The sequence below is a fragment of the Bradyrhizobium sp. Cp5.3 genome (assembly GCF_000426265.1).
Taxonomy (GTDB): domain Bacteria; phylum Pseudomonadota; class Alphaproteobacteria; order Rhizobiales; family Xanthobacteraceae; genus Bradyrhizobium; species Bradyrhizobium neotropicale.
In genome coordinates, this window is the sequence record NZ_AUFA01000019.1 from 49,882 (window position 1) to 71,010 (window position 21,129).

A 21,129-nucleotide genomic window follows, 5' to 3' on the forward strand; every position below is an offset into this window, starting at 1 on the left:
AGTTCAGGCCGCTTTTCTGGATTCACCGGATTGTGAGTCAGGTTCCATCACCGCGTGCTGCGACAGAACATCGCAATCATTCGGCGCCCTTCATCCGATAGCGGCTGACGCCCCATTCGGTTCCGTCGGCATAACCGAACAGTCCTGCAATCGCGAGGAGGAACCAGCGCCAGCGCCGCATCCACAAGTAAGTCTCGTCGCCATAGACTTTGCGCAAGGTCACCTCGACGGCCTCACGACGCGCATCGAAATTGGCGAGCCAGTCATTGGCGGTGCGCTGATAATGCGTTCCGCTCCAGCACCACTCCTTCTCGATCGCGAAGATATCGTCGTACTGCCGGATCAGATGATGGCTCGGCATGATCCCGTCAGTGAAGAGCTGCGCGATCCAGTCCTCGCGATTGGTCCGATCGAGCAGATGGGAGCCGGAGCGATGGGTGACGATGTGCATGAAGAAGCGCCCCTCGGGCGTCAGCCACGAACGCAGGCGCGTCATCAGCTTGCGCCAGTTCATCATGTGCTCGAACATCTCGACCGAAACGATGCGGTCGAACTGGCCTTCGGGCGCGAACACGTTCATGTCGGCGGTGACGACGCGCAGGTTGGGCAAGCCGCGCAGCCGTGCCTCCTCCTCGACATAGGCGCGCTGCGACAGCGAGTTCGACACCGCCGTGACCCTGGCATGCGGGAACTGCCGCGCCATCCAGAGTGACAGCGAGCCCCAGCCGCAGCCGAGTTCGAGGATCGCCTGCCCGTCGGCAAGACCGGCATGCTCGACGGTCTGGCGCAGTGCCTCCTCCTCCGCCTCCTGTAAGGTGGTCGCGTCGGTCTTGTAGAAGCAGGAGGAATATTTGCGGTTGGGGCCGAGCACCTCTGCGAAGAACGCCGAAGGCGTCTGATAGTGCTCGACGTCGGCATGCTCGGCGATCGGCCGCAGCATCATCCGCCCTGCGAAGGCGGCATCGTCGGCCGCGTCGTGCCAGGCGAGGCGGGTGGCCGTGCGCGAGCACAGGCGCTGGATCGCGGCGCGGATCACGAGGTCCGGCAAGGGCACGCGTTCGGCAGTCCCGATGATCGTGGAGGCGACGCTCATGCGGCCGGTCCCTCTCCGGGGCGTAGGGGAAAGAACATGCTGGTTCGGGCGTTGCGGACCCATTCCGGGGCAAGGGCGGCATGGCGGGGTTCGGCGCTGCCCGCGCCGATCAGGCCGACGGCCAGGGTCCAGATGGTGTCGACCCAGCCGAAATTGCCGGTGCACTGCTGCAAAGCCGAGGCAAATGCCATCAGGACCGCGAGCGAGAGCGCGATGACGGCCAATCCCCCAGGACACGTCGCCATGCAAAAAAATCCGACCCAAGCCTATGGAATGCCGAAGTTTTGCAGAATACGCCGCTATCAAAGCGCGATTTCAGCTTTGGGTTCCGCGGCTCCGTCGGGAATTCGGCGCATCGGGCGCTTTTTTTGGGCCTGCGGTGTGCCATAGTGCGGATGCACGCAAGCTTACGTAACGGATGATACCGGACATGCCGTCAGGCACTTCGCCTCGCTCCTCCATGGACATCGAATACACAAAACTGTCCTCGCCCAGCGTCTTCCTGGTGCGGATGCTGGTCTTCCTTGTGCTCTGCACACTGGTCGGCGTGGTGCTCTACAAGCAAATCATCCTGGCCTTCTTCGCCAATCCCGGCCTCAACGCCCTGATCGGGGCGGTGCTGTTCATCGGCATCGTGCTGGCCTTCCGTCAGGTGATCCGGCTCTATCCCGAGGTCTCCTGGGTCAACAATTTCCGCATCGCCGATCCCGGCCTGGCGCCGTCCCGGCACCCGAGACTGCTGGCGCCGATGGCGGCGATCCTCGGCGGCGAGCGCTCCGGGCGGATGAGCATCAGCCAGACGACCATGCGGCACCTGCTCGATTCGATCGCGACCCGCCTGGATGAAGCCCGCGACATCTCCCGCTACATGACCGGCCTGCTCGTCTTCCTCGGCCTGCTCGGCACCTTCTGGGGCCTGATCGAGACGGTCGGCTCGGTCGGCAAGGTGATCGACGGGCTCAAGGTCGGAGGCGATGCCGGCGCGCTGTTCGACACGCTGAAGGAGGGCCTCGCCGCCCCGCTCGGCGGCATGGGCATCTCGTTCTCGAGCTCGCTGTTCGGCCTTGCGGGCTCGCTGATCCTCGGCTTTCTCGACCTGCAATCGAGCCAGGCCCAGAACCGGTTCTACACCGACCTCGAAGACTGGCTCGCCACCACGGTGCGCGAATACGGTCGCGGCGAGGTTGCGGTCGCCGCCGGCGGCGGCGTCGCCAGCGGAGAGCTTCAGGCCGCGGTCGAGCGGCTACGCTCGGTGCTCGAGGAAGGCAGCGCCAGCCGCGGCACCACGGCCGCGATGGCAAGCCTTGCCGAAGCCATCCAGGCGCTGGTCTCGCACATGCGCACCGAACAGCAGATGATCCGCGAATGGGCCGACGGCCAGGGCGAGCAGAACCGCGAGATCCGGCGCCTTTTGGAGCGCATCGCCCGCCAGCCGGAGAAGAGTTAGCAACACGATCGTGCCCCGGACGCGACGCAGCGCGAAGCGGCGCGTCGCAGAGCCGGGGCCCAGCGTACTTGAAACATGGGTCCCGGCTCTGCGGAGCAGCGTTGCGCGGTGCACCGCGTCCGGGACACGAGAGAAGCGGAGAATTCAATGGCTCTAGCCCGCGCCCGCCGCAGCGACGGCCCCTTCAACTACTGGCCTGGATTCGTCGACGCGCTGTCGACGCTGGTGCTGTCGATCGTATTCCTGCTGTCGGTGTTCCTGGTCGTGCAATTCTTCCTGTCGCAGGAGGTCACCGGCAAGGACAAGGCGCTGGAGCAGCTCAACGCCAAGATCGCGCAGCTCAACGAGCTGCTGTCGCTGGAAAAGCTCGGCAAGCTCAGCCTCGACGATCAGGTCTCGCAACTGAAGGCGGGCCTCGCCTCGGCCGAGACCGAGCGTGACCGGATGAAGGGCCTCTATGAAGGGCTCACCAATGCCGGCAACGACGCGCAAGGCAAGACCACCGAGCTCAACAAGGCGCTGGACTCGGAGAAGGCGGTCTCGGCGCGGGCGCTCGCTCAGATCGAGGTGCTGAACCAGCAGATCAGCGCGCTGCGGCGGCAACTGGCGGCGCTGGAAGAGGCGCTCGACGCCTCGGAGAAGCGCGACAAGGAATCGCAGAACCGGATCGCCGATCTCGGCGCGCGCCTGAACGTGGCATTGGCGCAGCGCGTGCAGGAATTGTCGCGCTACCGCTCCGAATTCTTCGGCCGCCTGCGCACCATTCTCGGCAACCGCCCCGACATCCGCGTCGTCGGCGACCGCTTCGTGTTCCAGTCGGAAGTGTTCTTCGACACCGGACAGGCGACCCTGCTGCCCGAGGGCCGCGCCGAGCTCGACACGGTGGCGAACGCGCTGATCGAGCTCGACAAGAAGATCCCGAGCGAGATCGCCTGGGTGCTGCGCGTCGACGGCCACACCGACGTGCGGCCGGTCAGCGGCCCGAACTTCAAGTCGAACTGGGACCTGTCCGCGGCCCGCGCGATCTCGGTGGTGCAATATCTGATCTCGCTCGGCGTGCCGGCCCAGCGCCTGGTCGCCGCCGGCTTCGGTGAATTCCAGCCGCTCGACCCCGGCAACACCGAAGACGCCTTCAAGCGCAACCGCCGCATCGAGCTGAAGCTGACGGAGCGGTAGTGAGCGCCCTCCACCTCCGCCCCTATCGCCCCGAGGACGAGGCGGCCGCGATCGATCTCTGGCATCGCACCTGGCAGCAGGCCTATCCGCAGATCGACTTCGCGGCGCGACTTGCATGGTGGCGCGAACGCTGGCGCAAGGATCTGGTGCCGAAGGCCTCGATCGTCGTCGCCGAGCAGGACAACGCGCTGATCGGCTTCGTCACGATCGACGGCGAAGGCTATCTCGACCAGCTCGTGGTCGATCCCCAGCACTGGGGCTCGGATGCGGCGCGGCTGCTGGTTGACGAGGCCAAGCGCCTGTCGCCGGCAGGCGTCACGCTGCTGGTCAACAAGGACAACGCCCGCGCCATCCGCTTCTACGAGCGCAACGGCTTTGCGCATGCGGGCGACGGCGTGAACCCGACCTCGGGACGGCCGGTGTTGAAGATGGAATGGAAGCCGTAGGCGCGAACGCCGGCCTCCCACTCAGCCGTCATTGCGAGCGCAGCGAAGCAATCCAGAATTCCGCCGCGGAGACAGTCTGGATTGCTTGGCTGCGCTCGCAATGACCGGAGTTTGAAGCACTTACGCCCCACGGCCGGTGGCCGCCGGGCTACTTTGCATGGGGTTGTTTTCGCGATTTGAGTTGGGCTGCGGCCGGAACGCCTCACGCCCCTTCGAACTGCAACCTCGCCAGCCGCGCATAGAGCCCGTTCGCCGCGACCAGCTCCGCATGCGTGCCCTGCTCGACGATCCTGCCCTGGTCCATGACCAGGATGCGGTCGCAGGACAAGACGGTCGCGAGGCGATGCGCGATCACCAGCGTGGTGCGGTGGCTCATCAGCTCCTCGAGCGCAGTCTGCACCAGCGTCTCGCTTTCGGCATCGAGCGCGGAGGTCGCCTCATCGAGCAGCAAGAGTGGTGCATCGCGCAGGATCGCGCGCGCGATCGCGATGCGCTGGCGCTGGCCGCCGGACAGAGTCACGCCGCGTTCGCCGAGCGAAGTCTCGAAGCCTTCGGGCAGGCGGCGGATGAATTCGGCCGCGTGCGCGAGCTCGGCTGCGCGCTCAACCTCGGCATCGGTCGCATCCGGCCGGCCGAAGCGGATGTTCTCGCGCGCGCTGGCGGCGAACACATTGGACTCCTGCGGCACCAGCGCGATGTGGGCGCGGAAGTCGCGCGGATCGGCCGTCTTGACCGGCACGCCATCGAGCGAGATCGCGCCGCTGCGCGGATCGTAGAAGCGCAGCAAGAGATGAAAGATCGTGCTCTTGCCGGCGCCGGACGGGCCGACGATAGCGACCTTCTCGCCGGGGCGGACCGCGAAGGACACGGCGTCGAGGACGTTGACGTCGGGCCGCACCGGATAAGCAAAGCTGACCTGATCGAAGCCGACCTCGCCGCGTGCCGGCGTCGGCAGCGCGCGCGGCGAGGCGGGCGCGGTGATCTCCGGCTGCACATGCAGGATCTCGAACAGGCGCTCGGCGGCGCCCGAGGCGGCCGAGACCTCGCCCCAGACCTCGCTGAGCTGGCCGAGGCCGGCGGCCGCGAACGCGGCATAGAGCACGAACTGGCCGAGCCGGCCCGGCGAGATGGCGCCGGTCAGCACGTCATGCGAGCCGATCCAGAGGATCGCGACCACGCTGGCGAACACGATGAAGATGATGATGGCGGTGAGCACCGCGCGCGCCTGGGTCGAGGTACGCGCTGCCTCGTAGGCCTGCTCGACCTCGCCGCCGAACCGCTTCTCGGCGAGCCCCTCGCTGGTATAGGCCTGCACGGTGCGGATGGCGCCGACCAGTTCGCCGGCATAGGCCGAGGCGTCGGCGAGCGTATCCTGCGCGTTGCGCGACAGCCTTCGCACCCAGCGGCCGAAGGCGACCAGCGGCAGCACGATCAGGGGAATGGCGAGCAGCACGAAGCCGGACAGGCGTGGACTGGTGATCACCATCATCGCCGCGGCGCCGAGGAACATCATCAGATTGCGCAGCGCGATCGAGACGGACGCGCCGACCGCGGATTTGATCTGGGTGGTGTCGGCCGTGAGCCGCGACACCAGCTCGCCGCTGCGCGCGGAGTCGAAGAAGGCGGGCGAGAGCGAGAGCAGATGGGCAAAGACGTCGCGCCGGAGATCGGCGACGATGCGCTCGCCAATCGTCATGACGAGGTAGTAGCGCGAGGCGCTGGCGAGCGCGAGCACGGCGACGACCGCGATCATCACCGCAAAGTAGTTGTTGATCAGCGCGATGCCTTCCGGCGTGAGGCCGAAATCGATCATCCGCCGCACCGCGACCGGCACCAGCAGCGTGGTCAGCGCCGCAACCGTCAGCGCGACGAAGGCGAGCGCCGCCCGCCCGCGATAGCGGGCAACATAGGGTGCGAGCGCGAGCAATGGGCGCAGCCGGGCACGGCCCTTCGCCGGTTGCTCGATCAGCTCGGCCTCGATCGACGGGGTCTCGGCAGCCACGGCTTTGCCCTCATCACGGTACCGATCGTCAAGCCGTTCCACAGCGCTCATGACATCCCGACCCAATAGACAACTCTCCACATAGGCCGGTGCAGGAGGAGTGGCAAATCCGGGATGTCCCTTAGGTGAGAGCCCGTTCTGCTGGTCCGGCAATGACTTGTTTTAGAGGCCCCTGTGGGGTATAGACCCGGCCAAATCCGTCATCGATAGTCACTCAAGTGAGAGGCGCCGGGCGCCGGCGAATTGCCATGAAAGCCGAAATTCATCCGAATTATCATACCATTACGGTCGTGATGACCGACGGGACCGAGTACCAGACCCGCTCCACCTGGGGCAAGGAAGGCGACAAGCTCCACCTCGACATCGACCCGAAGTCGCACCCGGCCTGGACCGGTGGCTCCGCGCAGATCATGGATCGCGGCGGCCGCGTCTCGCGCTTCCAGAAGAAGTTTTCGGGCTTTCTCAAAAAGGATTGATTCCGGCCCCATCGGCCGCGAACGAAAAACGCCCCTGGGAGACCAGGGGCGTTTTTGTTTTTTGGGGGGGCGCGCCCTCGAAAAGGGCCCAAGATCTGTAGGGTGGGCAAAGCGAAGCGTGCCCACCGCTTCTCGTCGCGATCCCGAAAGACAAATGGTGGGCACGGCGCTAAGCGCCTTTGCCCACCCTAGAACACCTGAGCGGTTACCGTTCGAACGCGGCCTTCAGCGCGTTGAGGTGCGGCACCAGCGGGTTGCCGATCGCGGTGCGATCGGTCGGCGGCGTGTGGATGGTGGTGTCGAGACGGCGCACGCGCGCCTGGAGGCTCATCGAGCGATGGATCAGGTCCTGCAACTGCCCCGGCAGCTTCTCGATGGTGTCGGCGGGACCGGGATCGGCGGCGGTGAGCTTGACCTTGGTCTTCTCGCGGTTGGCCTGGACCAGCGTCATCTCGCCTTCCTTGACCGCGCGATGCAGCAGCAGCCATGAGGCGAGCTGCATCAGGCGCGTCGTAAGGCGCATGCTCTCGGTCGCGTAGGTGAGGCTGACGGCACGATCGAGCGCCTTGGCCTCGGTGCGGCCGGCGCCGTCGAGATAGGCCGCGGTCTCTTCGACGAGGTCCATGCCCTCGCGAAACAGGGCGCCGAACGCCGCAGAATTGGTGAACCGCTCGCTGAGTTGAACGAGAGCGCCGTCGGCTTGCAAACGTTCCATGGTTAACGCCCCTTACGCAACTGTTACCGCCCGGCTTTGGCGCCGGCTTATGATGAACAAATCATTGCGCGGGTGGGGCGCGGAGTCCAGCGACAAGCGCGGATATGGTTTCCGCGGGTCATTCCTCGGAATGCAACCGCGGCTAGACGCAGGGGAAGGCTTTTGTTTTGACGCGCTTCTTGACGCGAACCGGTGCCCACTTCGCTCGGAAACGCTTTGAACGCAAAAAAAGAGCCGCCGGAGACCGGCGGCTTTGAAAGTTGATAACAGGGAGGCGTCAAACAGAGTGGACAGGAGCCACTCGGTGTCCAAACGAGGACGGTTCCAGTCATAAACCCGAAAGCTTAATCGACCGTAAACGAGCGATTATTTTGAGGGTTCATTAGCTATGTCGGTCATTGGCCGAGGCATTGCGGAGCACTGGGCCCGTCATGCCCGGGCTTGTCCCGGGCATCCACGTTCTTGCTAGCGACGAGTGAGATAAAAGGACGTGGATGGCCGGGACGAGCCCGGCCGTGACGTTGCGGACGCGCTGTGTGTTTCTCTATCCGCCGTCATTCCGGGGCGCGGCGAAGTCGCGAGCCCGGAATCCATAGCCACGCGCAGAGGGAATGGCCCGGCTCTGTCGGCTTGCCCGTTTCAAAGGCCTGTGGTTATGGATTCCGGGCTCGGCGCTGACGCGCCGCCGCGGAATGACGCCGGGGAGGTTCGGCGCCACGCGGCGCAAACGTGCGCACTGCTACGACTTGAAAAAACTGTTCGCCGCATCGCGCGAGGCACGCTTCTTGGTGGCGGCTTCTTCCAGTCTTGCGATCTCCGCCTTCAGAAGCGCGACGCGCTCGGTCAATTCCTCCACCGACAACAGTGAGAGATCCTGTCCGATCTCGTGACTGATCTTCTTGCGAGGCTTGTCGTCGTCTTCCATCGGCATCGACGTTCCTCCTGCTTTCGCGCGGCCAAACGCGGCTGAGACGGTTGCCAGCATGGACCGCGCTGGCTAATCAATGGCGCTCGATCCATCTCGCACGCTTGCAAGGACAAATCATGGAAAAGCTGCCCGCGCAAATGACCGTGGTCGCCATCTCCAAGCCCGGCGGACCGGAGGTGCTGGTGCCGGAACAGCGCACCGTTCCGCAGCCCGGCCCCGACGAGATCCTCATCAAGGTGCAGGCCGCGGGCGTCAACCGCCCCGACGTGGCGCAGCGCTCCGGCTCCTACCCGCCGCCGCCCGGCGCCAGCGACCTGCCGGGCCTCGAGGTCGCGGGTGAAGTGGTGGCTGTCGGCAGCAACGCCAAGCGGCACAAGATCGGCGACAAGGTCATGTCGCTCGTCGCCGGCGGCGGCTATGCGCAGTACTGCATCGCCCAGGACGGTCAGGCCATGACGGTGCCGCCGGCGCTGTCGATCAAGGAAGCCGGCGCGCTTCCGGAAACGTTGATGACGGTCTGGCACAACGTGTTCGAGCGCGGCGGCCTCAAGGCCGGCGAGACGCTGCTGATCCATGGCGGCTCCTCCGGCATCGGCACCATGGCGATCCAGCTCGCGAAGGCCTTCGGCGCCAAGGTGATCGTCACCGTCGGCTCGCAGGACAAGATCGACGCCTGCCTCAAGCTGGGGGCGGACCGCGCCATCAACTACAAGTCCGAGGACTTCGTCGCCGTGGTCAAGGCGGAGACCAACAATGCTGGCGCCAACCTGATCCTCGACATGGTCGCGGGCGACTATGTCGACCGCAACTATGACGCCGCCGCAGTCGACGGCCGCATCGTGCAGATCGCGACGCTCAACGGCCCCAAGGTCAACGTCAACATCGCCAAGGTGATGGTCAAGCGCCTCACGCATACCGGCTCGACGCTGCGCCCCCGTAGTAATGCGGACAAGGCGGCGATGGTGGCCGCGATCGAGGCGAAAGTGATGCCGCTTCTGCAGGAGGGTCGCGTCAAGCCGCTGATGGACAGCACTTTCCCGCTGGAAAAGGCCGCGGACGCGCACCGGCGGATGGAGACGAGCGCACATATTGGCAAAATTGTGTTGGAGGTCTAGGCCAGAGGCCCACAGGAGACGGCGGAAACCCTTTGATTTTCCTCGCTTTCGTGGCATCTATCGCGGAGCGCCGAACCATCTCGTTCCGTTCGGACAAACGCCTTGCACTGAAGAGTTTGCGTCGAACGCGGAGAACTGGCCTTGCGTCTGATCAGGTGCCTCGCGCCCATAGCGCTGGGCCTCATGATTCTTGTCGGCGCGTGCCCGGCGCGCGCGCTTGACGCCGTCAGCGTCCGCGGCGACGCGCCCGCGATCGACCTCACCGGCGTTCTCGAGCATCAGCGCAGCGACACCGACCGCATCCAGGTCTCCACCGCGCCCGGCACCGACGGCATCGTCCGCCGCATCGAGGTGCGCGCCCGCGAAGGCGGCCAGAACTGGGTGGTGTTTGCGCTCGCCAACAACACCGACGACCAGCTCGACCGCCTGATCGTCGCTCCGCATTATCGCATCGTGTCATCCGGCCTGCTGTGGCCCGACCTCGGCCTGTCGCGCATCGCGACCATCACGCCGTCGGTCGGCGACCGGCCTGAGCGTCAGGAAAGCGCGACCGCGGATGTGTTCCGCATCACGCTCGACCCGGGCGCCGTCGTCACCTTCGTTGCCGAACTGCGCACCGACAAGCTGCCGCAGCTCTATCTGTGGGAGCCGGAGGCCTACAAGGACAAGGTCAATTCCTTCACGCTCTACCAGGGCATCGTGATCGGCATCTCCGGCCTGCTTGCGCTGGTGCTGACCATTCTGTTCGTGGTGAAGGGCAGCATCATGTTCCCGGCGGCCGCGGCGCTGGCCTGGGCGGTGCTGGTCTATATCGGCGTCGATTTCGGCTTCTGGGGCAAGGTGCTCGACATGTCCAACAACGCCGAGCGCATCTGGCGCGCGGCGGGCGAGGCGATCCTCGCGGCGACGCTGCTGGTGTTCCTGTTCGCCTATCTCAACTTAAGCCGCTGGCATGTGCGCTATTCGCACATCACGGTGCTCTGGCTCCTCTTCCTCGGGGCCCTGGTTGCTCTGGCGCTGTTCGATCCGGCCGTTGCCTCCGGCATCGCGCGCATGTCGCTGGTGTTGATCGCCTTCGCCGGCTTTGCGCTGATCGTCTATCTCTCCACCCACGGCTTCGACCGTGCGGTGCTGCTGATCCCGACCTGGTTCCTGCTGCTGGTCTGGGTGGTTGCGGCCGGCATGACGGTCGCGGGCTCCGTCACCAACGACATCGTCGGCCCGGCGCTGCTTGGCGGCCTCGTGCTGATCGTGATGCTGATCGGATTCACGGTGATGCAGCACGCCTTTGCCGGCGGCGCCACCACCACAGGGGTCGTCTCCGACATCGAGCGGCGGGCGCTCGCGCTCGCCGGCTCCGGCGACCTGATCTGGGACTGGGACGTCTCCGCCGACAAGGTTTTCACCAGCCCCGAGACCGAAGCCCTGCTCGGCCTGAAGCGCGGTGCGCTCGAAGGGCCGGCCGCGTCCTGGCTCGAGGTGCTGCATCCGCTCGACCAGGATCGCTTCCGCGCCGCGCTCGACAGCGTGCTCGACCAGCGCCGCGGCCGCCTGGTGCAGGATTTCCGCCTGCGCACACCGGACGGCCATTTCATGTGGTTCGCGCTGAAGGCGCGCCCGGTGGTCGGCTCGGACGGTGAGGTCTCGCGCGTGGTCGGCACGCTCACCGACGTCACCGAGCTGCGCAACGCCGAGGAGCGCCTGCTGCACGATTCCGTGCATGACAACCTGACCGGCCTGCCCAATCGCAAGCTGTTCATGGACCGGCTCAACGCGGTCGCCAATTTCGCCAAGACCATGCCGACGCTGCGGCCGACGCTGATGGTGATCGACCTCGACCGCTTCAAGCAGGTCAACGATTCCGTCGGCATCGCGGTCGGCGACTCCATCCTCCTGACGCTCGCCCGCCGCCTCACCCGCATCCTGAAGCCGCAGGATACGCTGGCGCGGCTTGCCGGCGACCAGTTCGGCCTGATCCTGTTGTCGGAGCAGGATCCCGCCCGCATCACCGCTTTTGCCGAGACCATCCGCAAGACCATCCGCGCGCCGATCGCCTTCAACGACCGCGAGATCTTCCTGACCGCCTCGATCGGCCTCGCGCTCTCCGATCCGCAGACGCAGCTCACCGACGAGATCATCAAGGACGCCGAGCTCGCGATGTATCACTCCAAGCGCATCGGCGGCGACCGTATCGACGTCTACAAGCCGGCGATGCGCGCCCGCAAGACCGATCGCCTGACGCTGGAAAGCGAGCTGCGCCGCGCCATCGAGCGCCAGGAGATCACGATCCTCTACCAGCCGATCGTGCGGCTGGAGGACCGTTCGATCGCCGGCTTCGAGGCGCTGTCGCGGTGGGATCATCCCAAGCTCGGGCGCATGTCGCCGTCGGAATTCATCAGCATCGCCGAAGAGACCGGCCTGATCGTCGATCTCGGCATGTTCGTGCTCGACCAGACCGCAAAGCAGCTTTCGGTGTGGCAGCGCGCGATGCGCTCGCGCGAGCCGATCTTCGCCTCCGTCAACGTCTCCTCGCGGCAGCTGCTCCGCCACGATCTCATCCACGACATCCGCACCGTGCTGTCGCGCTCCTCGGTCGCGCGCGGCACGCTCAAGCTCGAATTGACGGAATCGCTGGTGATGGAGAATCCGGAGCACGCGGCGCAGATGCTGACGCGGATCCGCGAGCTCGGCACCGGGCTCTCGCTCGACGATTTCGGCACCGGCCACTCCTCCCTCGCCTATCTGCAGCGCTTCCCGTTCGATACCATCAAGATCGACCAGTCCTTCGTCCGCACCACCAGCCGCGGCACGCGCCCGGTGATCCTGAAGTCGATCATCGCGCTCGCGCATGATCTCGGCATGGACGTGGTGGCGGAAGGCGCCGAGACCGATTCCGACGCAGTCGAGCTCTACCAGATGGGCTGCGAATACGCGCAGGGCTTTGCCTTCGGCGAGCCGATGGATGCCGACGCCGCGATGCGGCTGCTCACCGAAGTGCGGCTGGAAGCGGCGAGCTGACCTTCCTTCCCCTCTCCCCTTGCGGGAGAGGGTGGCTCGGCGCGAAGCGGCGAGACGGGTGAGGGGTTTCTTTCCGCGCGGATAGATCCCTCAAATTGAAGCCTCTCTCTGCGGAGGCAACCCCTCATCCGGCGCTTCGCGCCACCTTCTCCCACAAGAAGGGGAGAAGGGAAGGCAGCGACATGCGCTGCTCGCATTAGCCCTGCCGCCGCCGCTGGCTCGGCTGCTTCCTGAACCGCACGCTCTGGCCGTCCGGCATCCGCGTCGCCACGAAGCCCGCGGCAAGGCAGGCTTCGCGCTGCGGCATCTGGATGTCGGGGCTGCGCAGGCTGTCCCACCACGAGGCGCGGTGCGCCGCGCGCGGCAGTGCGGCGCCGATGATCTCCTCGATCTGTTCAAAGCTCAACACGAACTCGGTCTGCTTCTGCCGCATCAGGTAATCGCGTAGCGCGTCGTAGTCGTTCACCGCCGTCCTCATCTCGCTGGTCCAAAGGCCTGCCTTGCCTAAAAGCGTGCGCCCTGGAAACCAATTCTTAACCGATTGCACTACCCTCGTCCCGACTTAAACACTACGCAATCATTCGGGCGCATCCGTTGGTGTCGGGAGCAAGCGATGCTGTCTGGATGGCGCGAAGTCATGGCCCGCCGGCCGTGGCGGATTTCGGCGAAGCTGCTGATCGTCTCGTCGGTCGTGACGGTGATCGGCTTTTCCGCCATTTGCGTCAACGTCATGCTGGACATGCGTCGCGGCGAGGAGGCGCTCGCGCGCCAGACGCTGGAAAACCTGGCCACGACCATCGAGGCCGACATCAGCCGCAACATCGACGTCTACGACCTGTCGCTCAAGGCGGTCGCCAGCAACATGTTGCTGCCCGAGATCGGCACCGTCTCGAAACCGATCCGCCAGCTCATCCTGTTCGACCATGCCACCACGGCGAGGCACTTCGGCGCCATCCAGGTGTTCGACGCCGAGGGCAGGCTCACCATCGACGCCTCCACGCTCGATCCCGTCCCGGAGAACCGCAGCGACGAGGATTATTTCAGGGTCCATCGCGACAATCCCGGCGCCGGCCTGTTCATCAGCCGCCCGATGCTGTTCCGTGGCGCCTATTCGATCGTGCTGAGCAGGCGCATCAGCGACACCGATGGCGGCTTCATGGGCGTCGTCGCCGGCTCGATCCGCTTCAGCTATTTCCATGAATTGTTCGAGCGGCTGAGCCTCGAGCCCGAGGACACCATCACCGTGCTCAGGCGCGACCGCACCATCATGATGCGGCGGCCGTTCGACCTCGACGTGATCGGCACGAACCTCTCCGAGCGTCAGCGCTGGAAGGCCAACAATCTGAGGATCGGCAGCTCGTTCGCAGGACAAGGACCGATCGACGAAACGCCGCGCCTTTACGTCCGCAGCAATGGGGCCAGTCCGCTGTTCGTGGTGGCGGGAAAGCCGCTCGACGTCGTTTTCGCGCTCTGGCGGACGGAGGCCCTGCGCATCGGCGCCGTGGTGCTGGTGCTCGCACTGTTCGTGCTGGGCTCGACCATCGTGCTCGCCCGCGAGATCGGCCGGCGCGCCGAGGCCGAGCGCAAGCTCGAGGAGATGGCGACGACGGATGCGCTCACCGGCCTGCGCAACCGCCGCAAGTTCGATTCCGTCATCGACGTGGAATGGCGCCGCGCCATGCGCCAGCAGACGTCCGTTGCGCTTCTGATGATCGATGCCGATCACTTCAAGGCCTATAACGACACGTTCGGCCACCAGGCCGGCGACCAGGTGCTGGTCGGCATCGCCATCTGCATTTCCGATTCGGTGCGCCGCGCCGGCGATTGCGCCGCGCGTTACGGCGGCGAGGAATTCGCCGTGCTGCTGCCGAACACCTCGGCCACCGATGCGTTCAAGATCGCCGAGACGATCCGCTGCAAGGTGCAGGGCTGGTCCGACGACCAGACGACGTCGACGGTCTCCTGCGGCGTCGCGAGCCTCGTTCCCACCGCCGGCCTGGAGTGGTCGATCCTGGTGAATGCAGCCGACAAGGCGCTCTACGCCGCCAAAGCCGGCGGCCGCAACCAGTCCGTGGTCGCGAACCTGCCGAAGCTGTCGCTGGTGGCGTGAGGCGCAGTCCTCGCCGCCAGGGTGGTTTCACGCACCACACCAGGAGGGATGGCGAAATAATGCGTGAGCAAACAGCCCGCGCTACTGCCCCAGATACTTCTTCATCTCCGCCATCAGTCCGTCGCGCAGCTCCGGGCGCTTCAGGCCGTAGGCGATGTTGGCGCGCAGGAAGCCGGCCTTGGAGCCGCAATCATGGCGTTCGCCTTCGAACTCGACGCCGTAGAACTTCTGCGATTTGGCGAGGCCGATCATGGCGTCGGTGAGCTGGATCTCGCCGCCGGCGCCGCGCTCCTGCGTTTCCAGGATCTTGAATATCTCCGGCTGGAGAATGTAACGGCCGGTGATCGACAGATTGGAGGGCGCGGTGCCCTTCGGCGGCTTCTCGACCATGCCGTCGACCTCGAACATCTTGCCGTTGCGCTTGCCGACGCCGCAGATGCCGTATTGATGGGTCAGATGGTCAGGCACCGCCTCGACCGCGAGCAGGTTGGATTTGTCGCCGAGGGTGGCCGCGGTCTCGATCATCTGCTTCAGGCAGCCCGGCGTGTTGAGCACGAGCTCGTCGGGCAGCACGACCGCGAACGGCTCGTTGCCGACGATGTCGCGCGCGCACCAGACCGCGTGGCCGAGGCCGAGCGGCGCCTGCTGGCGGGTGAAGCTGACGGCGCCCGCCTCCGGCTGGTTCTGCGCCAAGATCTCCTGCTCAGCCTTCTTGCCGCGCGCGGTGAGCGTGGTGTCGAGCTCGAACATGCGGTCGAAATGGTCTTCGATGACGCTCTTGTTGCGGCCGGTCACGAAGATGAAATGCTCGATGCCCGCTTCCTTCGCTTCGTCATAGACGTACTGGATCAGCGGCTTGTCGACGATGGTCAGCATCTCCTTCGGCATCGCCTTGGTGGCGGGCAGGACACGGGTGCCGAGGCCGGCGACCGGGAATACAGCTTTGCGGATTTTCATGGGCTCGATCGAATACCTTGAGAGATGCGTGAACGAAGCAATGAGTGCTTGCTAGACGGTTTGCAGCCGCTAACAAAGGCGGATGTAGGGCCCTTGCCCGGCGTATTTGATGACAAGGCCGCCTACAAAAGTTCACCTTTGTTAAGATATTGGCAACCGCAACGGGGCCTCCTGAAGGCGGATTTTTGGCCGGACGGGCAGGACATGAGGCAATCAGTGGCAGGGATGGCGAAATTCGCGAGGCCTTTGACCGGCGCAACAATGCTTGCGGCCATGCTATCGTTCCCGCTGCCCGCAAATGCGCAGGCGCAGAGCGGCCTGTCCAATTTGTTTGGCGGCATTTTTTCCGGATCGAACCCGGCGCCTTCGCAGGCCCAGCCCGGCGGCGCCCAACCCTGGAGCGGCGAGGACGGTGCCTCCGGTCATCCGCTGATGACGGCATCCGCAATCCGCGAGGCGGCGGGCAACTTCAACAATTGCGTTGCCGGGATGTGGCCTGATGCCGCACGGCGCGGCATCACCCAGGAGAATTTTCAGCGCTTCACGGCGGACCTGTCGCCCGACCTGCGCATCATGGATCTCCTGGACTCGCAGCCGGAGTTCACCAAATCGATCTGGGACTATCTCGACATCCTCGTGAACGACAACCGGCTCGCCAAGGGCCGCGAGGTGCTCGCCAAATACAAGGCGCAGTTCGACGCGACCGAAAAGGCCTATGGCGTCGATCGCTACATCGTCGCGTCGATCTGGGGCATCGAATCCAACTATTCGACGCAGATGGGCGACCGCAGCGTGTTGCAATCGACCGCGACGCTCGCCTGCATCGGCCGCCGCCAGGCCTATTTCAGGGACGAATTCCTCTCCGCGCTGGAGATCCTCAACCGCGGCGATCTGAGGCCTGAGCAGATGCGCGGCTCCTGGGCCGGCGCGTTCGGCCCGACGCAGTTCATGCCGACCGCGTTCAAGCGCTACGCCGTCGATGCCGACGGCGACGGAAGGCGCGACGTGGTCGACAATCCCGCCGACCTGATCGCCTCCACCGCCAACAATCTGAAGAAGGATGGCTGGCAGGCCGGCCAGACCTGGGGCTTTGAGGTCGTGGTGCCCAAGGGCTTCAACTACATGCTGGCCGATCGCGCCAAGGCGATGACGATCGCGCAATGGGAGAAGCTGGGGATCACCCGTCCGGCCGGGCAACCGTTCCCGCATCCGGCCGAGAAGGCCTACCTGCTGGCGCCTGCCGGCGCCGAGGGGCCGGGTTTCCTGATGCTGCAGAACTACCGGGTCATCATGAAATATAATCCGGCCGAGGCCTATGCGCTGGCGATCGGTCATTTCGCCGACCGCCTGCGCGGCGGCCAGCCCTTCACCCAGCCCTGGCCCCGGCAGGAACGGGAACTGTCCCGCGCGGAGCGGTTGGAGCTGCAGCAGCTGCTCGCCCAGCGCGGCTTCTACAAGGGCACCCCGGACGGCCAGTTCGGCGGCCAGACCCGGGAGGCGCTGCGCAATTTCCAGGCCTCGATCGGGGCCCCGGCGGACGGATTTGCCTCGTCCGACATGCTGGAACGGCTGCGGGGACGCTGAAACCGGGGCGAAAGTAACCCTGAACGGGAATTTTGGCTGATGCCCTTGACGGGAACGGCCGATCCCCGGTGTATGGCTCAAAGAATCTGCGAGAGAATCTGCCCGTTTGCGGCCCGATTCCGTTATTATGTTGAGCCTATTCCAACAGCCGTTGCGCGTGCCCGAGATCGCATGTCGAAGCCCAAGTCCCCGTTTAAGGCGTCCCTGTTCAAGACGCTGACCGAGACCGGCCCGTTGATCGCGCTGGGGACGGCGCTTGCGATTCTGGTCTCGGTCGCAGGACCCGCCTCGGCACAGTTCTTCAACTTCCCCGGCTTCGGCGGGCCTCCGCAGCGATCGGCGCCGCCGCCGCGCCATGGCGGCGGCTGGTTCGGCGGCGACTTCTTCGCGCCATTCCAGCAGCCTCAGCAGCAGCAGCAGGCCCCGCGCCAGGATTTTTCGCGCGCCCCGGCGCCGGCGAAACGCGAAACGACCGCCGAGAAGAACGTGCTGGTGATCGGCGACGCCATGGCTGACTGGCTCGCCTATGGCCTGGAGGATGCCTACACCGAACAGCCCGACATGGGCGTGATCCGCAAGCACAAGACAACGTCCGGTCTGATCAAGTACCAGCCGCGCGGTGAGCCCTCCGACTGGGCGGCCGCGGCGAGGGGAATCCTCGAGACCGAAAAGCCCGACGTCATCGTCGTCATGCTCGGCCTCAACGACCGCGTCGCGATCCGCGAGCCAGCGCCCGACAAATCGGACAAGGCAACGGACAAAACGGACAAGAAGAACGACAAGGGCGCGCGCGCCAAGCCGCAGGCAAAGCCGGGCGACGCCAAACCCGGTAGCGCCGACACGACCGCCAAACCGGACGACAAATCGGCCGATACCGACCTGCCGCAGGACGACGTCGACAGCGCCGACGCGCCGCAGACCCCATCCGCCGAGAAGACCGCACGCTCGCCGAACGGCCTCTATGAATTCCGCGACGACCGCTGGGTCGAACTCTACAGCAAGAAGATCGAGGAGCTCGCCGCCGTCCTCAAAGCCAAGGGCGTGCCGGTGCTCTGGGTCGGCCTGCCCGCGATCCGAGGGCCCAAGGGCACGGCGGACATGCTGTTCCTGGATTCGCTCTACCGCGAAGGCGCCGGCAAGGCCGGCATCACCTACGTCGACGTCTGGGACGGCTTTGTCGACGAAGCCGGCCGCTTCCTGCAGAAGGGCCCCGACTTCGAAGGCCAGATCCGTCAGCTCCGCACCTATGACGGCGTCTATTTCACCAAGGCCGGCGCCCGCAAGCTCGCGCACTATGTCGAGCGCGAGATCACGCGCCTGCTCGCGGGCCGCTCCGGCCCGATCGCATTGCCGAGCGAGCCGGCAACGCCCGACACCAGTGCCGAGCCCGGCAAGCCCGCGCCGCGACCGCTGGCCGGCCCGATCGTGCCGCTGGTTGCGGCCGCGATCTCGACCGATCAATTGCTGGGCGGACCGGGCTCGCGTCCCGCTGCCGTCGATGCGCTCGCTGCCAAAACGCTGGTGAAGGGAGAGCCCCTGAGCGCGCCCGCGGGCCGTGCGGACGATTATGCCTGGCCGCGCCGCGAGGTCGGCCGCGAACAGGCCAAGGGCGACACCCCGATGGCGACGACGACGCCGGATGGCAGCGGCGGTGCCACTCCCGGCTCGGCGAGCAGTGGCGCTGCCGCAGCGATCGCGCCGCCGAGGCCCGCGCCGAAGAAGCCTCCGGTGCAGCAGCAACAGCAGCAGCCGGCGCAGGCCACGCCCTCATTCCGCGATTTCTTCGGCTTCGGCTCGCCGCCGCAGCAGCCGCGTCAATTCACGCCGGGGCCGCGCAATCCGAATCCCAATCCGGCGATCCCGCGTCCGCCGGGCAACGTTGGGCGCTCGGCGGAAATGTTCCGATAGTTACGCGCCTATCGCGCAATGGGGTTCGCCGCTGACGCGGCGTCCCGCTATGACGTGATCGGCTACCAGCCGTAATGGCGCCAGCGCGGCGGCGGACGGCGCGCGGGACGCGACATCAGCAGGGCGAGCGCGAAGCCGATGCCGCCGGCGACCAGCAATGCGCCGAACGGATTGTCCCGCACCTTCTTGGCGATCGCCTGCGTGCCGTCGCGGAACGTGTCTTCGCCCGCATCATAAGCATCCTTGGCGTAGCCGGCCGCGGTCGCGCCTGCATCGCGCGCTGCGTCCTTGGCCTGGCCGTAGAGATCCTGCACCGTGCCGGCAGCTTCGCGCACGCGGCCTGATGCCTGCGTCGTCGCCTCGCCCGCCATCTCTCCGACGGCGCCTTCCGCGCGTCCAGAGAATTCCTTGGCCGATCCGACAATCCGGTCGTTGTCCATGATGGTCCTCCTCGGGGGTCAGCCCAAGTAACCGACCAGGCGCGGCGCAGTTCCTTTGGTTTTATAGAATGAGCCCGCCATCGACCACGATGGTCTGGCCGATGATGTAGGACGACAACGGCGAGGCCAGAAACAGGGCGGCGCCCGCCATGTCGGCCGGCGTGCCCAATCGCCGCAGCGGAATGCGCGCCAGCGCGCCTTCGAGCCGCTTGGGATTGTCGGTTGTTACCTTCGTCATCTTGGTATCGACGAGGCCCGGCGCGATGCCGTTGACGCGGATGCCGTCCTCGGCCCAGGCCTCGCCGAGCGTCCGCGTCAATCCGACCGCGCCGGTCTTGGACGCATTGTAGGCGGGATTGCCCATGGTGGAATGATAGGCGGCAGTCGAGGAGATGATGATCAGCGAACCCTTGGCATCCCGCAGCATGGAATGAAATCGCGTGGCGCAAGCCATCAGGCTCATCAGGTTGACCTCGACGACTTTGCGAAAGCCCGCCATCTCGAATTCGCCGCGGCGATAGAGCACTCCGCCTTGCGCCAGCACGAGCACGTCGAGCCGATCGAAGGGCGGCTTGAACGTTTCAATCGCGCCGGCGCTGCTGACGTCGAGTTGGGCGTAAGCGAGACCCGTGAGATCAGACCCTTCCTCCGCCGAATATTCCTTGGCGTGAGCACGCGTGCCGCAAACCGCAACATGCGCGCCCCTGGCGCGAAAGGCTTGCGCGATACCGTTGCCGATGCCGCTGGAACCGCCGACGACCAGCACCTGCCTGCCTGTGAAATCGAGCTCATTCGCCATCGCGGCCTCCCCTGTTCTTGCTTGTTTGACCTGTCTGCGGATCGATGCAAGCCTTGTCAATCTCATAACAAGAACCAAGCGCGCCCGAGGAAACAACATGTCCGAGTTCAAGCAGCTCAGCCGGTCCGTGAAGGGCCTGACCGTACTCGTCACCGGTGCCGCGAGCGGCATGGGGCGCGCGACGGCGCGCGTGTTCGCGGCCGAAGGCGCGCATGTCGCCGTCACCGATTTCGATGAGCAAGGCGCACAGGCTGTCGCGAAGGAGATCGCTGGGAACGGCGGCTCGACGAAGGCCTGGAAGCTCGATGTCGCCGATGCCGGCGAGATCAAGCGCGTGGTCGATGACGTCGCGGCGCATTTCGGCGGGCTCGACATCGTCGTCAACAATGCCGGCATCTCCGTGCGTGTCGCGATCGACGACGAAGGTTACGAAGACGCATGGGCCAAGAGCATCGCCGTGATGCTGACGGCGCATCCGCGCATCATCCGCGCGGCGCTTCCGCACCTGCGCAAATCGAACAGCCCGCGCATCGTCAACATCGCCTCCACCGAGGCGCTCGGCGCGACCGCGCTGCACAGCCCCTATTCGGCAGCGAAGGGCGGCGTGGCGAGCCTCACCCGTTCGCTCGCCGCGGAGCTCGGCCGCGAGGGCATCACCGTCAACTGCATCTGCCCGGGGCCGATCCGCACCGCGATCACCGACCGTATTTCGGAAGAGCACAAGACCATCTACGCCAAGCGCCGCACCGCACTCGGCCGCTACGGCGATCCGGAAGAGGTCGCGCATATGACGCTCAGCCTGTGCCTGCCGGCCGCATCCTTTTTGACCGGCGCGGTGATCCCCGTCGACGGCGGCCTGATGGCGCGCAACGCCTAAAGCGCGACGAGATCGCGTTTTAGGTTATGGTTCGAGCA

At 65.7% G+C, this 21,129-nt stretch carries 19 protein-coding genes; 10 read left to right on the plus strand and 9 right to left on the minus strand.

Annotated features, from left to right (window positions below):
- Nucleotides 1-76: 76 nt before the first annotated feature.
- Nucleotides 77-1,093 carry a cyclopropane-fatty-acyl-phospholipid synthase family protein gene (locus K289_RS0124055; RefSeq protein ID WP_027553884.1) on the minus strand — a complete coding sequence of 339 codons (1,017 nt, stop codon included), beginning with the start codon at nt 1,091-1,093 and terminating at the stop codon, nt 77-79.
- The gene (locus tag K289_RS0124060) at nt 1,090-1,338 is read right to left on the minus strand and encodes a hypothetical protein (RefSeq protein ID WP_156918154.1); all 249 of its coding nucleotides are present in this window, start codon (nt 1,336-1,338) and stop codon (nt 1,090-1,092) included. The genes K289_RS0124055 and K289_RS0124060 overlap by 4 nt, the downstream gene beginning before the upstream one ends.
- 185 nt (nt 1,339-1,523) lie before the next feature.
- Here K289_RS0124060 and K289_RS0124065 point away from each other — a divergent pair, with 185 nt between their 5' ends.
- The 3 genes from K289_RS0124065 (at nt 1,524) to K289_RS0124075 (ending at nt 4,162) form a co-directional block, all read left to right on the plus strand.
- Complete coding sequence (locus K289_RS0124065; RefSeq protein ID WP_027553886.1) at nt 1,524-2,540, plus strand: flagellar motor protein MotA; 1,017 nt, start codon at nt 1,524-1,526, stop codon at nt 2,538-2,540.
- 147 nt (nt 2,541-2,687) lie between these two features.
- A complete protein-coding gene (locus K289_RS0124070) occupies nt 2,688-3,716 on the plus strand; it encodes a peptidoglycan -binding protein (protein WP_027553887.1) in 1,029 nt (342 codons plus the stop codon).
- Nucleotides 3,716-4,162, plus strand: a complete 447-nt coding sequence (locus K289_RS0124075) for a GNAT family N-acetyltransferase (protein ID WP_027553888.1) — start codon at nt 3,716-3,718, stop codon at nt 4,160-4,162. Before K289_RS0124070 ends, K289_RS0124075 begins: the two co-directional genes overlap by 1 nt.
- Nucleotides 4,163-4,364: 202 nt before the next feature.
- Here K289_RS0124075 and K289_RS0124080 read toward each other — a convergent pair whose 3' ends face one another.
- Nucleotides 4,365-6,215: an ABC transporter ATP-binding protein/permease gene (locus K289_RS0124080; protein WP_027553889.1), complete on the minus strand. Its 1,851-nt coding sequence runs from the start codon at nt 6,213-6,215 to the stop codon at nt 4,365-4,367.
- Between the two features lie 197 nt (nt 6,216-6,412).
- Here K289_RS0124080 and rpmE point away from each other — a divergent pair, with 197 nt between their 5' ends.
- Nucleotides 6,413-6,640, plus strand: coding sequence for a 50S ribosomal protein L31 (gene rpmE / locus K289_RS0124085; protein WP_027553890.1), 228 nt, complete (start codon nt 6,413-6,415; stop codon nt 6,638-6,640).
- A gap of 205 nt (nt 6,641-6,845) precedes the next feature.
- Here the strand turns inward: rpmE and K289_RS0124090 are convergent, their stop codons facing one another.
- Nucleotides 6,846-7,355 carry a DUF1465 family protein gene (locus K289_RS0124090; protein ID WP_027553891.1) on the minus strand — a complete coding sequence of 170 codons (510 nt, stop codon included), beginning with the start codon at nt 7,353-7,355 and terminating at the stop codon, nt 6,846-6,848.
- Between the two features lie 739 nt (nt 7,356-8,094).
- Entirely contained in the window at nt 8,095-8,286 is a 192-nt protein-coding gene (locus K289_RS0124095; RefSeq protein ID WP_027553892.1) for a DUF1192 domain-containing protein, read from the minus strand.
- 113 nt (nt 8,287-8,399) lie between these two features.
- On the opposite strand from K289_RS0124095, the gene K289_RS0124100 reads away from it, so the two are divergent.
- Together K289_RS0124100 and K289_RS0124105 are read left to right on the plus strand one after the other, a co-directional pair.
- Nucleotides 8,400-9,398, plus strand: a complete 999-nt coding sequence (locus tag K289_RS0124100; RefSeq protein ID WP_027553893.1) for an NAD(P)H-quinone oxidoreductase — start codon at nt 8,400-8,402, stop codon at nt 9,396-9,398.
- Between the two features lie 141 nt (nt 9,399-9,539).
- Nucleotides 9,540-12,416 carry an EAL domain-containing protein gene (locus K289_RS0124105; protein ID WP_027553894.1) on the plus strand — a complete coding sequence of 959 codons (2,877 nt, stop codon included), beginning with the start codon at nt 9,540-9,542 and terminating at the stop codon, nt 12,414-12,416.
- A gap of 196 nt (nt 12,417-12,612) precedes the next feature.
- Here the strand turns inward: K289_RS0124105 and K289_RS0124110 are convergent, their stop codons facing one another.
- Complete coding sequence (locus K289_RS0124110; protein WP_027553895.1) at nt 12,613-12,882, minus strand: hypothetical protein; 270 nt, start codon at nt 12,880-12,882, stop codon at nt 12,613-12,615.
- Between the two features lie 147 nt (nt 12,883-13,029).
- Here K289_RS0124110 and K289_RS0124115 point away from each other — a divergent pair, with 147 nt between their 5' ends.
- Nucleotides 13,030-14,526 (plus strand): diguanylate cyclase, encoded by a 1,497-nt coding sequence (locus K289_RS0124115; RefSeq protein WP_027553896.1) that lies wholly within the window; start codon nt 13,030-13,032, stop codon nt 14,524-14,526.
- Between the two features lie 81 nt (nt 14,527-14,607).
- Here the strand turns inward: K289_RS0124115 and K289_RS0124120 are convergent, their stop codons facing one another.
- On the minus strand, nt 14,608-15,483 hold the full coding sequence (locus tag K289_RS0124120; RefSeq protein WP_027553897.1) for a UTP--glucose-1-phosphate uridylyltransferase: 876 nt from the start codon (nt 15,481-15,483) through the stop codon (nt 14,608-14,610).
- A gap of 261 nt (nt 15,484-15,744) precedes the next feature.
- Here K289_RS0124120 and K289_RS0124125 point away from each other — a divergent pair, with 261 nt between their 5' ends.
- On the plus strand, nt 15,745-17,067 hold the full coding sequence (locus K289_RS0124125) for a lytic murein transglycosylase (RefSeq protein ID WP_371260847.1): 1,323 nt from the start codon (nt 15,745-15,747) through the stop codon (nt 17,065-17,067).
- 171 nt (nt 17,068-17,238) lie between these two features.
- A complete protein-coding gene (locus tag K289_RS0124130) occupies nt 17,239-18,975 on the plus strand; it encodes an SGNH family hydrolase (protein ID WP_027553899.1) in 1,737 nt (578 codons plus the stop codon).
- 62 nt (nt 18,976-19,037) lie between these two features.
- Here K289_RS0124130 and K289_RS0124135 read toward each other — a convergent pair whose 3' ends face one another.
- Nucleotides 19,038-19,415 carry a CsbD family protein gene (locus K289_RS0124135; RefSeq protein WP_027553900.1) on the minus strand — a complete coding sequence of 126 codons (378 nt, stop codon included), beginning with the start codon at nt 19,413-19,415 and terminating at the stop codon, nt 19,038-19,040.
- A 61-nt stretch (nt 19,416-19,476) separates the two neighbouring features.
- Nucleotides 19,477-20,214, minus strand: coding sequence for an SDR family NAD(P)-dependent oxidoreductase (locus K289_RS0124140; RefSeq protein WP_027553901.1), 738 nt, complete (start codon nt 20,212-20,214; stop codon nt 19,477-19,479).
- Nucleotides 20,215-20,311: 97 nt separating this feature from the next.
- Here K289_RS0124140 and K289_RS0124145 point away from each other — a divergent pair, with 97 nt between their 5' ends.
- Nucleotides 20,312-21,091 (plus strand): SDR family NAD(P)-dependent oxidoreductase, encoded by a 780-nt coding sequence (locus K289_RS0124145; RefSeq protein ID WP_027553902.1) that lies wholly within the window; start codon nt 20,312-20,314, stop codon nt 21,089-21,091.
- Nucleotides 21,092-21,129 lie beyond the last annotated feature (38 nt).

What these genes read in the sequence shown, in the direction of transcription:
- K289_RS0124055 (WP_027553884.1), bottom strand. Translation starts at nt 1,093, where the DNA reads ATGAGCGTCGCCTCCACGATCATCGGGACTGCCGAACGCGTGCCCTTG.
- K289_RS0124060 (WP_156918154.1), bottom strand. Translation starts at nt 1,338, where the DNA reads ATGGCGACGTGTCCTGGGGGATTGGCCGTCATCGCGCTCTCGCTCGCG.
- K289_RS0124065 (WP_027553886.1), top strand. Translation starts at nt 1,524, where the DNA reads ATGCCGTCAGGCACTTCGCCTCGCTCCTCCATGGACATCGAATACACA.
- K289_RS0124070 (WP_027553887.1), top strand. Translation starts at nt 2,688, where the DNA reads ATGGCTCTAGCCCGCGCCCGCCGCAGCGACGGCCCCTTCAACTACTGG.
- K289_RS0124080 (WP_027553889.1), bottom strand. Translation starts at nt 6,215, where the DNA reads ATGAGCGCTGTGGAACGGCTTGACGATCGGTACCGTGATGAGGGCAAA.
- rpmE (WP_027553890.1), top strand. Translation starts at nt 6,413, where the DNA reads ATGAAAGCCGAAATTCATCCGAATTATCATACCATTACGGTCGTGATG.
- K289_RS0124090 (WP_027553891.1), bottom strand. Translation starts at nt 7,355, where the DNA reads ATGGAACGTTTGCAAGCCGACGGCGCTCTCGTTCAACTCAGCGAGCGG.
- K289_RS0124095 (WP_027553892.1), bottom strand. Translation starts at nt 8,286, where the DNA reads ATGCCGATGGAAGACGACGACAAGCCTCGCAAGAAGATCAGTCACGAG.
- K289_RS0124100 (WP_027553893.1), top strand. Translation starts at nt 8,400, where the DNA reads ATGGAAAAGCTGCCCGCGCAAATGACCGTGGTCGCCATCTCCAAGCCC.
- K289_RS0124115 (WP_027553896.1), top strand. Translation starts at nt 13,030, where the DNA reads ATGCTGTCTGGATGGCGCGAAGTCATGGCCCGCCGGCCGTGGCGGATT.
- K289_RS0124120 (WP_027553897.1), bottom strand. Translation starts at nt 15,483, where the DNA reads ATGAAAATCCGCAAAGCTGTATTCCCGGTCGCCGGCCTCGGCACCCGT.
- K289_RS0124125 (WP_371260847.1), top strand. Translation starts at nt 15,745, where the DNA reads ATGCTTGCGGCCATGCTATCGTTCCCGCTGCCCGCAAATGCGCAGGCG.
- K289_RS0124130 (WP_027553899.1), top strand. Translation starts at nt 17,239, where the DNA reads ATGTCGAAGCCCAAGTCCCCGTTTAAGGCGTCCCTGTTCAAGACGCTG.
- K289_RS0124135 (WP_027553900.1), bottom strand. Translation starts at nt 19,415, where the DNA reads ATGGACAACGACCGGATTGTCGGATCGGCCAAGGAATTCTCTGGACGC.
- K289_RS0124140 (WP_027553901.1), bottom strand. Translation starts at nt 20,214, where the DNA reads ATGGCGAATGAGCTCGATTTCACAGGCAGGCAGGTGCTGGTCGTCGGC.
- K289_RS0124145 (WP_027553902.1), top strand. Translation starts at nt 20,312, where the DNA reads ATGTCCGAGTTCAAGCAGCTCAGCCGGTCCGTGAAGGGCCTGACCGTA.